The sequence below is a fragment of the Bradyrhizobium aeschynomenes genome (assembly GCF_013178945.1).
In the GTDB taxonomy this organism is placed as follows: Bacteria; Pseudomonadota; Alphaproteobacteria; order Rhizobiales; family Xanthobacteraceae; genus Bradyrhizobium; species Bradyrhizobium aeschynomenes.
On record NZ_JABFDM010000012.1, the window covers coordinates 34,669 to 48,742 of the forward strand.

Genomic DNA, 14,074 nt, shown 5'->3' on the forward strand with positions numbered 1-14,074 from the left:
CTCTGCGGGCGTCGCAGCCGAACAGCGAGCGTGCACAGCAGGAGGGGCCGGCCGCCCGATCAGCCCTGCGTCGGGAACGAGGGGTCATGACGGCTGAGAACGATATTCCCGAGCATCCCGTGGCCTACGACGTCGTCGTCGCGGGCGGCGGCAATGCGGCGCTGTGCGCGGCCATCGCGGCCCGGCACGCCGGCGCCTCGGTGCTCGTGCTGGAAGCGGCCTCGAAGTTCTATCGCGGCGGCAATACGCGGCACACGCGCAACATGCGCTGTGCCCACGACACGGCGACGGCAACGTTGAGCGGCCCCTACACCGAGGACGAGTTCTGGGACGATCTCCTGCGCGTCACCGAAGGCCAGACCAACGAGCAGCTCGCGCGCATGATGATCCGCGAGTCCAAGGAAATGCTCGACTGGATCGTCGAGCAAGGCGTGCGCTTTCAACCCTCGCTCGGCGGCACGCTGAGCCTGGGCCGTACCAACTCGTTTTTCCTCGGCGGCGGCCGGGCCATGCTCAATGCGCTCTATCTGACCGCCGCGCGCCTCGGCGTCGACGTGCTGTACGAGGCCGAGGTGGTGGGGCTCGACATCGATTCCGATCGTTTCCGCGCCGCCATCATCCGGCAGCGCGACGGCATTACGCGCATCCGCGGCAAGGCGCTGGTGGCTGCAGCCGGCGGCTTCGAAGCCAACATCGACAGACTGGTGGAAGGCTGGGGCGAGATCGCGCGCAACTTCCTGATCCGCGGCACACCCCACAATCGCGGCACCGTTCTGGACATGCTGCTCGGCGCCGGCGTGGACAGCATCGGCGACCCGACCCAGTGTCACGCGGTGGCGATCGACGCGCGGGCGCCGAAATATGACGGCGGCATCATCACCCGGCTGGACTGCGTCGTGTTCGGCATCGTCGTCAACAAGCACGCGATGCGCTTCTACGACGAGGGCGAGGACGTCTGGCCGAAGCGCTATGCCATCTGGGGACGCCTGGTCGCGGCTCAACCGGACCAGATCGCCTACATCGTCTTCGACGTCAAATCCGCCAATCTGTTCATGCCGTCGCTCTATCCCGCGATCGAGGCCGCCAGCATCGCCGAACTTGCCGGCAAGCTCGGCCTCGATCCCGACGGACTGTCAGCCACCGTCGCCGCGTTCAACGCAGCGGTGCGCGACGGCAGCTTCAATCCCGACATCCTCGACGATTGCCGCACCGAGAACCTGACGCCGCCGAAATCGCATTGGGCACGGCGCATCGATACCGGTCCATACTATGCTTATCCCGTGCGTCCCGGCATCACCTTCACCTATCTCGGCGTCCGGGTCGACCACGACGCCAGGATGATGATGAAAGCCGGAGGCTCGGCTCAGAACATGTATGCCGCTGGCGAGATCATGGCCGGCAACGTGCTCGGCCGCGGTTATGCCGCCGGCATCGGCATGACCATCGGCAGTGTGTTCGGACGTATTGCAGGCCGCGGAGCAGCAAGACATGCAGCGCAGTGAGGCGTTAACCGAGGCGGATCGCCTGATGACGATCTGCAACTCCTGCCGCTATTGCGAGGGCCTGTGCGCGGTGTTTCCGGCGATGGAGCTGCGGCGCTCCTTTTCCGGCGGCGATCTCAACTACTTGTCCAATCTGTGCCATTCCTGCGGGGCTTGCTATGTCGACTGCCAATTCTCGCCGCCACACGAATTCGATGTTCGCGTCCCCTCCGTTCTGGCTCGTGTCCGGCACGAGAGCTACGCCGATTACGCCTGGCCGCGCGCGCTGGCGCCGCTGTTCCGGAGCAACGGCATCGCGGTGTCCCTGATCACCGTCGTCAGCATCGCCATTTTCATCATCGGATTCGTCGCGTTCAACGACCCCAGTGCCCTGCTTGCGAGCCGGCATGGTCCAGGCTCGTTCTACGCGCTGATGCCGCACACCACGATGGCCGCGCTGTTCGGCGCCGCCTTCCTGTGGGCGATCGTCGCCTTGATCCAGGGCGCGCGGGCGTTCTGGCACGACATGGGAGAACCGGCGTCGGTGTTGGCAGAGCCACGCCCGTTGCTATGCGCGATTCGCGATGCCGCGAGCCTGCGCTACCTCGATGGCGGCGGCGTCGGCTGCTACAATGCGGACGAGCGGCCGAAGGATGACAGGCGCTTCTTCCACCACCTGACCTTCTGGGGCTTCCTGCTGTGCTTCGCATCGACCAGCGTCGCCACGCTCTATCACTATCTGCTGCAACGAGAGGCGCCCTACCCGCTATGGGATCTGCCGGTCGTGCTCGGTACGCTCGGCGGGATCGGCATCGTGATCGGGCCGCTGGGTCTTTATGCCGCGAAACGCAAGCGGGAGCCTGCGATGATGGATGAGGGCAGCCGCAGCATGGACGTCGCATTCCTCGCCATGCTCGGACTCACCGGCACAACCGGTCTCGCGCTTCTCCTGCTGCGCGAGAGCAGCGCAATGGGCGTGCTGTTGGCGCTGCATCTTGGTGCGGTGTTCGCGCTGTTCGTCACGCTGCCTTATGGCAAGTTCGTGCACGGCCTCTATCGATTTCTGGCGCTCGTTCGCTATGCTCGCGAGCGCCACGCAAGCTAGTATCCGGTCTGGTCATCCGGCGTTCATCAGCCTGAGCATTCGTTCATTTCGTCGCGACCGATGACATTTTTTCGGAACCATCGGGCGCACGCGGAACGACTCCAATGTCCTGCCGTTGTCGGCGCGGGTAGTGCCACGACAGAGGAGGATATAGGATGACTAATCGCTTGATGGTATCAGTTGCTGCAATCGCGCTACTGGCGAGTGCAGGCTTTGCTCATGCTCAGGGCGCCGGCGGTGCAGGCGGCGCGGGAGGCCAGTCCGGCGGCGCTGCGATGCAGGGCGGTGCGACCGGCGGCGCTTCTGGCGGAGCCTCGAGCGGTGGCATGAACGCGCCCGGCGGCGCGACGATGAATCGGGACAGCGCCGCGCCGTCGGCCGGCGGTTCGTCCGACATGCGCTCCAGCCAGTCGGGTCAGAAATCGGGTGCCGAGACGAAGGGCCAGCGCGCCGAGGACGGCATGAAGGGCCCGAATTCGAAGAGCATGAGCTCCGAGAACGACAAGAGCGGCACCAAGAACATGAAGGCCGAAGGCCGCGAAGGCCGCGACAACAACATGAAGGCCGAGGGCCGCGACAGCAAGACCGGCACCAACGCCGAAACCAAGACCGGCGGCGATCGCTCGCAGACCACCACCGGACAGGCCGGCGCCGGCGCCAAGCTCTCGACCGAGCAACGCACCAAGATCACGAGCGTGATCCGCAGCCAGCGCGTCGCGCCGGTGACCAACGTGAACTTCAACATCTCGGTCGGCACCCGCGTGCCGCGCGACGTCCGCTTCTACCCGCTCCCGACCGAAGTGGTCACGATCTATCCGGAATGGCGCGGATATGACTACATCCTGGTTCGTGAGCAGATCATCGTGCTCGATCCGCGAACCCACGAGATCGTTGCAGTCCTCGACACCTGATCCCCGACCAGGCGGGTGACGAGAAAAAGGGGCGGGCAGCGATGCCCGCCCCTTTGTTGTGCAAAGAGCGGCGGCGCGTCGCCACACGCCAAACGTGCAGACCTGTCCGCTGGTCTGGTTAATCAGCGATTTCCGAGGCTTGGTCGGATTTTTTCGCGTGGCGGAGCAGCATGGACCTAGCCCTGCCGGGCGCCGAAAGGCTTCCCCTTGGCGGCTTTGTTACCTATAACGCCGCCCACTGCAGCCCACACCGCCCGGGATAGGAATGGCCGACGACGCGGAAAAGACGATTCTCGTCCTCAACGGACCCAACCTCGATCTGTTGGCGACCCGCGAGCCGGAGACGCATGGCCATGCGACCTTGGCCGAGGTCGAACGGCTCTGCGTCGAGACGGCGGCCCGTTTCGGGTTGGTGACGGACTGCCGGCAGGCCAACCACGAGGGCGCGCTTGTGGATTGCATCCATGAAGCTCGCAGCCGCGGAGTGCCCGGGATCGTCCTGAATGCCGGCACCTACTCGCATACCTCGATCGCCCTGCATGACGCCCTGACGGGGGTCAAAATCCCCACGGTCGAGGTGTATTTCGGCAACATCCGCGCCCGCGCGGGCGTCCGGCACCATTCTTTCACCGCGAAGCCCGCGTTTGCGTCGATTTGCGGCTTTGGAATCGACGGCTACCGACTCGCGATCACTGGCCTTGCCGCCAAGATCGGTGCCAAAGCCGCTCCCTCGGCCACCACGACCACCGACATCTAGCGCAAGCCTGACGTCCTCGCTTTCACGCCACCCAACGTTCCGGATCAGATCATGGCGCCCCAGACCGACGACACCACCACCGCGAAGTCCGAAGACAGCCGGCTCATCCGCGAGCTCGCCGCGCTTCTGGACGAGACCAGCCTGACCGAGATCGAGCTGGAGCGGGCCGGCCTGCGCATCCGCGTCGCCCGCAACGTGACCATCGCAGCGGCCGTGCCGTCGGCGGTCCCGGCCGCGGCCTCGAGCGTCCCCGTGATGGCCGCCGCCACGGCGGCTGCCGCCGGCGCCGACCTCTCAAAGCATCCCGGGGTCGTGCCCTCGCCGATGGTCGGCACCGCCTATTGGGCGCCGGAGCCCGGCGCCAAGCCGTTCGTCGAGGTCGGCTCCAAGGTGTCGGTCGGCCAGACCCTGATGATCATCGAGGCGATGAAGACGATGAACCAGATCCCGTCGCCGCGCGCCGGCACGGTGACGCAGATCCTGGTCGAGGACGGCCAGCCGGTCGAGTTCGGCGAGCCGCTCGTCATCATCGAATAAGCGCGGATCGCGCGCGGCGACTGGTCTCCATTCCCCCGCCCGCGCATCACTGTCCGCTACTCGCGCCCGAGGCACCATGTTCGACAAGATCCTCATCGCCAACCGCGGCGAAATCGCTCTTCGCATCCTCAGGGCCTGCAAGGAGCTCGGCATCTCCACCGTGGCGGTGCATTCCACCGCCGACGCCGATGCGATGCATGTCCGCCTCGCCGACGAGAGCGTGTGCATCGGGCCGCCGCCGTCGAAGGACAGCTATCTCAACATCCCAGCCCTGCTCGCCGCCTGCGAGATCACCGGCGCCGACGCCGTGCATCCCGGCTACGGCTTCCTGTCGGAGAACGCGCGTTTCGCCGAGATCCTCGCCGACCACAATCTGCATTTCATCGGGCCGAAGGCGGAGCACATCCGCCTGATGGGAGACAAGATCGAGGCCAAGAAGACCGCCAAGCGGCTCGGCATTCCCGTCGTTCCAGGATCCGACGGCGCGGTCACGCCCGACCAGGACGCGATGGCGATCGCCAAGGGGATCGGCTTCCCGGTGCTGGTCAAGGCCGCAGCCGGCGGCGGTGGCCGCGGCATGAAGGTCGCGCACACCGAGGCCGACCTGCAGCTGGCGCTGACCACCGCGGCGAACGAGGCCAAGTCGGCGTTCGGCGATGCGTCGGTCTATCTCGAAAAATATCTGCAGAAGCCGCGCCACATCGAGATCCAGGTGCTCGGCGACGGCCGCGGCGGCGCCATCCATCTTGGCGAGCGCGACTGCTCGTTGCAGCGCCGCCACCAGAAGGTCTGGGAGGAAGGCCCCTCGCCCGTGCTCGATGCGGCCGCGCGTGCGAAAATCGGCAATACCGTCGCCAAGGCGATGCAGGAGCTGAAATATATCGGCGTCGGCACCGTCGAATTCCTTTACGAGGACGGCGAGTTCTATTTCATCGAAATGAACACCCGCATCCAGGTCGAGCATCCCGTGACCGAGATGATCACCGGCATCGACCTCGTGCTGGAGCAGATCCGCATCGCTGCCGGCGGCGACCTGCCGATGACCCAGGACGCGGTCGTGATCAACGGCCACTCGATCGAGTGCCGCGTCAACGCCGAGAACCCCGTCAGCTTCCGGCCCTCGCCCGGCAAGATCCAGCAATACCATCCGCCCGGCGGCCTCGGCGTCCGCATCGATTCCGCCGTGTACCAGGGCTACGTGATCCCGCCATACTACGACTCGCTGGTCGGCAAGCTGATCGTCCACGGCAAGAGCCGGGTCGAGTGCCTGATGCGGCTGCGGCGCGCGCTGGACGAAATGGTGGTCGACGGGATCGAAACCACGCTGCCGCTGTTCCGCGCGCTGGTGCGCGAGCCCGCCATCATCGATGGCGACTACCACATCCACTGGCTCGAGCAGTATCTGGCCGGCCAGAAGACGGACTGAGCCACCGCTTCGAAAAGTGCCTGCTGAGCCGGAACCTTCCGGCCGGCTCTGCGTTCTGCTCGGTCGGAGCAATTCCGCCAGGGGGCAGTGATTTTCAACGACATGCGAGTATGCGGTGGCGCCTGAGGCGAGACGAAGGCGCACGCTGGGTCAGGTCCTGCTGTTGTCGGCGGGCTTTCTGGTGCTGGTCGCCGTCAGCACGGCGTCGGTCCTGCTGGTCAACAAGGCCCGCAGCGACAGCGCCTGGGTGGTGCACACCGTCGAGGCCGAGAACCAGATCAACGCCCTGCTGCTCGAAGTGCGGCGCGCCGAGAGCGCCGCCCGCGCCTACCTGCTCACCCAGGGACAGGAGTTCCTCAACGACCACGAGGCGGCCGTCGCGGCCATCGGACCGGTGCTCGACAAGCTGAATGCGCTGGTCGTGGACAACCGCGCCCAGGTCGAGAATCTCGCCGCGCTGCGCAGCGTGATCGAGACGCGGCTGTCGCAGTTCGACCGTGAGAGGCTCCTGGTTGCACGCGGCGATGTCGCCGCCGCGATCGCCCTGCTCCGCGACGCCCGCTCGACCACCAGCAGCAAGACCATGCGCGACGCCGCCGAGGCGATGCGTCTCGAGGAGGAGCGGCTGCTGGCGCTGCGGACCGCCAATGCCGATGCCAGCCAGCAACTGGCGGCCATCGTCACGATCACCGGCTCCGCAATGGTCGTCGTGCTCGCCGTCATCTCGGTGCTGCTGGTGCGCCGCTCGACCCGCGCCCGCGACGACGCCGAGGCGCAGCTGCGCGAGAGCAACCTCAATCTGGAGGCCACCGTCGACGAGCGCACGGCCGATCTGCGCGAGGCCAACGAGGAGATCCAGCGCTTCGCCTACATCGTGAGCCACGACTTGCGCTCGCCGCTAGTCAACATCATGGGCTTCACCAGCGAGCTCGACGAGCTGCGCAACGACATCTTCCGGCGCATCGCGACGCTGGCGCGGGCCGTCTCAGCATCGCCTCCGCCGGCCGAAGGCGCCGAGCCGGAGCTCGAGGGCGCCGACAAGCAGCTGTCGGAAGATTTCTCCGAGGCGCTCGGCTTCATCAAATCGTCGATCGCCAAGATGGACCGCCTGATCACCGCGATCCTCAACCTGACCCGCGAAGGCCGCCGTGAATTCGTCCCCGTGCGCATCGACACCCGCGAACTGATCGAGCAGATCGTCTCGACCCTTGCGCATCAGGCCGACGAGGCGAACACCACCATCCGCGTCGAGCCCCTGCCCGCCATCGTCAGCGACCGCCTCGCGCTGGAGCAGATCTTCTCCAATCTCATCGACAACGCCATCAAGTACATGAAGCCCGGCGTTCCCGGCGACATCGCCATCCGCGCCCGCACCAAGCTGGGTTTCGCGATCTTCGAGGTCACGGATAACGGCCGGGGGATTGATCCCCGCGATCATCAACGTATCTTTGATCTGTTTCGCCGCGCCGGGACCCAGGACCGTCCGGGTCAGGGGATCGGATTGGCGCATGTGCGCGCTCTCGTGCGCCGGCTCGGTGGAACCATGTCGGTCGCGTCGGAGCTCGACCAGGGCAGCACGTTCACCATCACGCTCCCGATCAACTGGAACGTCTCAAACCGGAACTCAGACCGATGACCATGCCCGTGACCATCATCATGATCGAGGACGACGAAGGCCACGCCCGCCTGATCGAGCGCAACATCCGCCGCTCCGGCGTCAACAACGAGATCAAGCCGTTCACCAACGGTACAGATGCGGTGAAGTATCTGCTGGGTGCTGACGGCACCGGCCTCGATCACAAGGGGCACGCGTTGCTGATCCTGCTCGACCTGAACCTGCCGGACATGACCGGCATCGACATCCTCAAGATGGTCAAGCAGAACAGCTTCCTGAAGAGCGCGCCCGTCGTCATCCTGACCACGACGGACGACAGCCAGGAGATCAAGCGCTGCTACGAGCTCGGCTGCAACGTCTACATCACCAAGCCGGTCAACTACGAGAGCTTCGCCAACGCCATTCGCCAGCTCGGCCTGTTCTTCTCCGTCATCCAGGTTCCACCCGCCGCATGAGCTCAGCCGCCCCCACGCTGCTCTACATCGACGACGACGCGGCGCTGGCGCGGCTGGTCGAGCGCGGGCTCAAGCGGCTCGGCTTCACCGTGGAGCATGCGCCAGACGGCAGCGCCGGGCTGCAGCGCATCGCGCTAGGCGGCATCGACGTGGTCGCGCTCGACCAGTACATGCCGGGACTCGACGGGCTGGAGACGCTGGAGCGCATCATGGTGCTGCCCGATGCGCCGCCGGTGGTGTTCGTCACCGCCTCCCAGGATTCCAAGATCGCGGTGACGGCCCTGAAGGCCGGCGCAGCCGACTATCTCGTCAAGGACGTCCAGGGCGAGTTCATCCCGCTGCTGCAGGTTGCGGCCGAAGGCGCCCTGCGCCAGGCCCGGCTGCAGAAGGCGCGTGACGAGGCGGAAGCCGAAGTGCGGGCCTCGCGCGACCGCTACGCCGCTTTGGCGGCCGAGCGCGAGGTTCTGCTGCGCGAGGTCAACCACCGCGTCGGCAACTCGCTGCAGATCATCGCCTCGCTGCTGCACCTGCAGGCCAATTCGAGCACGCAGGACGACGTCAAGGCCGCCCTCACCAACGCCATGGGGCGCGTCGCCGCGGTGGCCCAGGTGCACCGCCGGCTCTACACGTCGCAGGATCTCAAGAGCGTGCTGCTGAACCAATACCTGGACTCGCTGCTCGACGATCTCCGCCGCTCCGCCGAGGGCAACCGGATGTCGCGGCTCACCCTGAAGGCGGAGCCGGTCGAGATCGATCCGGATCGCGCGGTCGCGATCGGCATCGTCGTCAACGAGCTGGTGATGAACGCCGTCAAATACGCCTATCCCGACGGGCCTGGCCCGATTCACGTCGAGCTGAAGCTCGCCGGCGACGACATCGTGCTGTCGATTGCCGACAATGGCGTCGGCGTCAATGCCACCAGCGACCCGCGTTCGACCGGCATGGGCCAGCGCATCGTCAGCGCCATGGCAACCAAGCTGGATGCGAGGGTGGAGCCCGATCCGAGCCATCACGGCACCAAGATCGTCGTGCGCTTCCGCTTGACCAAGGATTCGCCGAAACCGGCCGCTGCCGCGGTGGGCTGAATCTGAGCGAGTGGGTGCCGGCTGCGGCCAACGGACCATCGCGCCGCCTTCGACATCCTGCTAGACTGGCGGGATGAATTCGCGCGACTCCGCAGCGTCCGAGATCACGCCCGAGGTCCTGCTGCGTGCCTATGCCTGCGGCATCTTCCCGATGGCCGAAAGCGCCGACGACCCGACCTTGTTCTGGGTCGAGCCGGAGTTGCGCGGCGTCATCCCGCTCAACGGCTTCCGCGTCGCGTCACGGCTTGCCCGCACGGTCCGCTCGGATGCCTTCACCGTGACCGTGAACCAGGCCTTCAAGGCCGTCATGGATGGCTGCGCCGAGCCGCAGCCAGGGCGCGAGGACACCTGGATCAACCGGCGCATCCGCGAGCTCTACAGCGGCCTCTATGCGCTCGGCTATTGCCATAGCGTCGAATGCTGGCAGGACGGCGAGCTGGTGGGCGGCCTCTACGGCGTCAGCCTGGGTCGGGCGTTCTTCGGCGAGAGCATGTTCCACCGCACCCGGGATGCGTCGAAGGTGGCGCTGGTGCACTTGGTGGCACGCCTGATCGCAGGCGGCTTCGAGCTGCTCGATACCCAATATGTCACCGAGCACCTCAAGACGTTCGGCGCGGTCGAGATCCCGCGCCGGCGCTACACCGTCCTGCTCGAAAAGGCCCTGCAGGGGCCGGCCGCGAGCTTCCTCCGGCTCCCCGTCGACCGGCCGCTTACGGGAACCGATGCGCTCGCGATCATCGCCGAGCGCGGCTGAGGGCGCTATCGGAACACGCCGCCGAACGGTCCACCCGCCTGGGGCGGAGGTGGCGGCGGCACCTGCTGCTGGGTCTGGTACTGCGGCGGTCCCGGTGGACGCGGCGCGGCCTGCTTCTGTTGCGGCGGCCGCTTCTGGGCAGGCTGAGGCGCAGCGGGCTTCTGCTCTGGCGCGGCACTGACCACGGTGGTCTGCGGCTCTTTGCAGTCGACCAGCCAGATGTCGTAGATCGGGTGCTCGACGCCGTGCAGGCCGGGGCTGGCCGCAAACATCCAGCCCGAGAAGATCCGCTTCACTTCGCCCTGCAGGGTGATCTCATCCACCTCCACGAAGGCGTCCGTGTTTGCAGCTTCGGTCGCCGGGCGCGTGTAGCAGGCGTCGGTCTTCACCCGGAGCGCGCCAAACTGCACGGTCTCACCGACTTCCTCATCGAAGTTGATGATGCGGCCGGTGATCTTGTCCAATCCGGAGAAGCTCGCCTTCTTGTTCACGATCTTCTGCGCGGGCGGCTCGGTCACGACCTCGTCTCCCGGCTGAATGGTCGCCGGCGTCTGCGGCACCGCGCCGTTCGGCGGGATCGCCGCGTTCTGGGGCGCACCGCGGGGCGGCGCAGGCCGCTGACCGGGCTGGCCGGGCGGCGCGGCCGCGACGGGCGGATTGTTCTGCGGCAGGACGGTCATTCCCGGCGGCGGCGCAAGCGGCTGCGACTGAACCGGGCCCGGAAGGGCGGCGCCCTGCCCCGGCGGCGGGCGAGTCGGCGCCGGCAGCACGCGGCCCTGCGGCAGTTCGGGGATCTCCTCCTCTTCCTCCGGCGGCGGGATCGGTTCTCCGCGCCGCGGAATGTTGCCCGGCGGGCGAGGCACGGGGTCGGAGAAGATAGTGCCGATCTGCGCGCGTGCGGGCACGGCCAGCGCGAGGGATGTGGCGGCCAGGAACGCCGCGATACCGGTCAGGACGATTGTTCGGTGCATCTCGCGCGGCTTTATCAGGCGAATCGGGGTTCGGGACAATCAAATCGCGTCATGACCCATCCGCCGCTCTCGATCAGCCCTCCCGTTAACATGCCGAATACGGCGGGGGAAGGGCGACTTACCAGCGCACCGCGAGGTGGTCATCTGGTTCATCCAATGAGATAGTTGCATGATCAGAAGATAGCGTGAAACCAACACGCAACAAGGCCGCGGCGATGGAAGCCGGGGCCAAGGGAAGGAAGCACATGCCTGATTCGATTCGTCTCGACGGCCGGGTGGCCGTCGTCACCGGCGCGGCCGGCGTGATCGGCACGGCGACCCTGCAACGGCTGGCGGCGCGCGGCGCCCGCATCGTCGCAGTCGACCGCCGCGAGCAGGATCTGAAGGCCGCCATCGGCGATCTGCCCGCGAGCGCCGAGGCGATGGCCATTGCCGCAGATGTCACCGACGAGGCCGAGGTGGCAGCGTATGTGCGCAGCGCCTGCGAGCGCTTCGGGACCATCGACGTGTTCTTCAACAATGCCGGCATCGAAGGCGAGATCAGGTCGATCACCGACTATCCGCTCGAGACGTTCCGCCGCGTGCTCGACGTCAACGTGGTCGGCGTGTTCCTCGGTCTCAAGCATGTGCTGCCGGTGATGCTGAAGCAGAACCGCGGCTCGATCATCAACACCGCCTCGATCGCCGGCCTGATCGGCTCGCCGCAGATCGCGGTCTACAGCGCCAGCAAGCACGCGGTGATCGGACTGACCAAGAGCGCGGCGTGGGAATGCACCGGCACCAATGTCCGCGTGAACTGCATCTGCCCCGGCCTGATCGACAGCCGCATGCTCAGCGCGATCATCGAAGGCCGCAGCGGCGCTGCCGTTCCGATCGAGAAGGTCGTGGACCGCGTCCCGGCACGACGGCTCGGCCAGGGCGCGGAGGTCGCGGCGATCGTCGCCTTCCTCGCCTCCGACGATGCGAGCTACGTCTCCGGCGCTGCCTACACCGTCGATGGCGGCCGCACTGCCGCCTGACAGCCCCCTCACCTCACCCGCTTGCTCAACTCGACAGGTCCGTTGCCCATGCCCGTTCAGCTCGATGCCGATGCCGCTGCCGTCTACAAGGCGTTCCAGGAGGCCGGCAGGCCCGCTTATGAAACGCTGACCCCACAGGAGGCGCGTGACTACTATCTGGCTGCGCGCGTCGTGAGCAATCCTGAGCCGCCCGAGCTTGCGGACGTCCGGGAGCTCGCCATCCCTGCCCCGCACGGCGCGATCCCGGCACGGCTCTATCGGCCCAAGACGGTGCGGCAGACCAACGGCCTTGCACCGGGCCTGGTGTTCTTCCACGGCGGCGGCTGGGTGATCGGCAATCTGGACTCCCACGATGTGGCCTGCCGTGCGCTGGCCCATGAAGGTGAGCTGATCGTGATCTCGATCGACTACCGCCTCGCACCGGAGAACAAGTTCCCGGCTGCGGTCGACGACTGCCTCGCGGCAACGCGATGGGTGGCTGATAACGCGACCTCGCTCGGCATCGACGCCTCGAGGCTCAGCGTCGGCGGCGACTCCGCCGGCGGCAATCTCGCCGCCGTGGTCGCGCTCTCGGCGCGCGACGGCGAGGGACCAAAATTGTCGGGCCAGGTGCTGATCTATCCGGCCACCGACTTTGCGATGAGCCATCCTTCGCACAGCGAGCCCGAGACCAGCGTGCTGCTGACGCATTCGGTGATCCGCTGGTTTCGCGATCACTATCTCAACTCAGCCGCCGACATTCACGACTGGCGCGCCTCGCCGGCCAAGGCGGAGACGCTGGCCGGCCTGCCGCCCGCCTATGTTCTGACGGCGGGCGCCGATCCACTTCGCGACGAAGGCGACGACTATGCACGCCGCCTGCGCGAGGCCGGCGTGCCGGTCACGCATCGCACCCATCCCGGCCAGTTCCACGGCTTCTTCACTATGGGCAAGCTGCTCGACCAGGCCAATGTCGCCGCGCGCGACATCGGCGGCTGGCTCAAGCAGCTCGATCGTCCGAGCGGCGTCTGAGAGTGATCGCGCTGACCCTCGCACCGCAGCCGACGTCGCGTTTGCCGGCCTTGCCGGCCAGCGCGGCCAACTTATCTCGTTGATCGCAGTTGGAGACCGCGCATGAAGACCGTGAACCTCGCCGACAAGCTGAGCCAGTTCGCGAGCCATTGGGACCCGCACGTGGTCGCGGACTACAACGACAATGACGTGATGGTCGTGAAATTCATCGGCGAATTCCCGTTCCACAAGCATGACACGACGGATGACTTCTTTCTCGTTCTCGAAGGCGAGATGGAGATGGACATCCAGGGGCAGCCCTCGCGGATGGTGAAGGCTGGCGAGTTGTTCGTCGTCCCCAAGGGCGTCGTTCACCGTCCGCGCGCGGCAAAGGAGGTCAAGGTGCTCCTGATCGAACCCAAGGGCGAACCGAATTCCGGCGACGCCGACCGCGAACCCGCGCCAAAGCCGCGGATCTGACGCGCCGGGAAAAGTCAGAGCTTCGGGCTTGAAGTATCCAATCCACAGGAACAGGCGAGCATGACAGACATGGCGACAATTCTGGAGATTGCGCTGGCTGCTTCAGGCCCGAAGAGTGGGACGAGATCAAGCGGATCTGCCCGGACCTGCACGACACCTACGAGGAATGGCAGGCCAGCGCTCAGGAGATGATCGATACAATCGGGAGCCAACCGAACGAGCGGGTCGTGAAAGTCATCCTGACCGCGGCCGAGCTTCGGAAGTGGCAGCGTGCGACCGGACGCAAAGTCGATGGCAAGGTTCGCTCCCAGCTCGCCGCCAAGCGGGCCGGCAAGGCCGACATCGAGCATTCAGAACCAGACCTCGCTCCTAGGTCCGACGCGGGTGACGACGGCTGACGTTGGTCGCCCGGCGCGTTGTTGTGCATTCCGACGGGCTTGCGCCCCGACCGTCCATGCACGAAACGAGGCGGAGCACCGCCGAAATGT

15 protein-coding genes are annotated in these 14,074 nt (G+C 66.4%); 14 read left to right on the forward strand and 1 reads right to left on the reverse strand.

All coding sequences use genetic code 11. The features are described 5' to 3' along the window. Positions 1-86 precede the first annotated feature (86 nt). The 10 genes from tcuA to aat all read left to right on the forward strand — a co-directional run bounded on the left by tcuA (position 87) and on the right by aat (position 10,126). Complete coding sequence (tcuA, locus tag HL666_RS27615; RefSeq protein WP_172184682.1) at positions 87-1,502, forward strand: FAD-dependent tricarballylate dehydrogenase TcuA; 1,416 nt, start codon at positions 87-89, stop codon at positions 1,500-1,502. Then, entirely contained in the window at positions 1,489-2,586 is a 1,098-nt protein-coding gene (tcuB, locus tag HL666_RS27620; RefSeq protein ID WP_172184684.1) for a tricarballylate utilization 4Fe-4S protein TcuB, read from the forward strand. The genes tcuA and tcuB overlap by 14 nt, the downstream gene beginning before the upstream one ends. Positions 2,587-2,741: 155 nt before the next feature. Further along, positions 2,742-3,497, forward strand: a complete 756-nt coding sequence (locus HL666_RS27625; RefSeq protein WP_172184686.1) for a DUF1236 domain-containing protein — start codon at positions 2,742-2,744, stop codon at positions 3,495-3,497. A 265-nt stretch (positions 3,498-3,762) separates the two neighbouring features. Further along, positions 3,763-4,254: a type II 3-dehydroquinate dehydratase gene (locus HL666_RS27630; RefSeq protein WP_172132039.1), complete on the forward strand. Its 492-nt coding sequence runs from the start codon at positions 3,763-3,765 to the stop codon at positions 4,252-4,254. A gap of 51 nt (positions 4,255-4,305) precedes the next feature. Next, positions 4,306-4,791, forward strand: coding sequence for an acetyl-CoA carboxylase biotin carboxyl carrier protein (accB, locus tag HL666_RS27635; protein ID WP_172184688.1), 486 nt, complete (start codon positions 4,306-4,308; stop codon positions 4,789-4,791). 76 nt (positions 4,792-4,867) lie between these two features. Further along, a complete protein-coding gene (gene accC, locus HL666_RS27640) occupies positions 4,868-6,217 on the forward strand; it encodes an acetyl-CoA carboxylase biotin carboxylase subunit (protein WP_172132040.1) in 1,350 nt (449 codons plus the stop codon). 115 nt (positions 6,218-6,332) lie between these two features. After that, the gene (locus HL666_RS27645) at positions 6,333-7,853 is read left to right on the forward strand and encodes a sensor histidine kinase (protein WP_172109442.1); all 1,521 of its coding nucleotides are present in this window, start codon (positions 6,333-6,335) and stop codon (positions 7,851-7,853) included. Beyond that, entirely contained in the window at positions 7,850-8,287 is a 438-nt protein-coding gene (locus HL666_RS27650; protein WP_172109443.1) for a response regulator, read from the forward strand. Before HL666_RS27645 ends, HL666_RS27650 begins: the two co-directional genes overlap by 4 nt. Then, positions 8,284-9,372 (forward strand): sensor histidine kinase, encoded by a 1,089-nt coding sequence (locus HL666_RS27655; protein WP_172184690.1) that lies wholly within the window; start codon positions 8,284-8,286, stop codon positions 9,370-9,372. The genes HL666_RS27650 and HL666_RS27655 overlap by 4 nt, the downstream gene beginning before the upstream one ends. A 73-nt stretch (positions 9,373-9,445) precedes the next feature. Continuing rightward, on the forward strand, positions 9,446-10,126 hold the full coding sequence (gene aat, locus HL666_RS27660; protein WP_172184692.1) for a leucyl/phenylalanyl-tRNA--protein transferase: 681 nt from the start codon (positions 9,446-9,448) through the stop codon (positions 10,124-10,126). A 5-nt stretch (positions 10,127-10,131) separates the two neighbouring features. Here aat and HL666_RS27665 read toward each other — a convergent pair whose 3' ends face one another. After that, positions 10,132-11,097 (reverse strand): DUF2155 domain-containing protein, encoded by a 966-nt coding sequence (locus HL666_RS27665; RefSeq protein ID WP_172184694.1) that lies wholly within the window; start codon positions 11,095-11,097, stop codon positions 10,132-10,134. Positions 11,098-11,342: 245 nt separating this feature from the next. On the opposite strand from HL666_RS27665, the gene HL666_RS27670 reads away from it, so the two are divergent. The 4 genes from HL666_RS27670 (at position 11,343) to HL666_RS27685 (ending at position 13,984) form a co-directional block, all read left to right on the forward strand. Next, positions 11,343-12,116 (forward strand): SDR family NAD(P)-dependent oxidoreductase, encoded by a 774-nt coding sequence (locus tag HL666_RS27670; RefSeq protein WP_172109447.1) that lies wholly within the window; start codon positions 11,343-11,345, stop codon positions 12,114-12,116. A 48-nt stretch (positions 12,117-12,164) separates the two neighbouring features. After that, on the forward strand, positions 12,165-13,127 hold the full coding sequence (gene lipP1, locus HL666_RS27675) for a LipP1 family hormone-sensitive lipase (protein WP_172132043.1): 963 nt from the start codon (positions 12,165-12,167) through the stop codon (positions 13,125-13,127). Positions 13,128-13,229: 102 nt separating this feature from the next. Then, complete coding sequence (locus HL666_RS27680; RefSeq protein ID WP_172184696.1) at positions 13,230-13,586, forward strand: cupin domain-containing protein; 357 nt, start codon at positions 13,230-13,232, stop codon at positions 13,584-13,586. Positions 13,587-13,813: 227 nt separating this feature from the next. After that, positions 13,814-13,984, forward strand: a complete 171-nt coding sequence (locus tag HL666_RS27685; protein ID WP_172132045.1) for a hypothetical protein — start codon at positions 13,814-13,816, stop codon at positions 13,982-13,984. Positions 13,985-14,074: the final 90 nt, after the last annotated feature.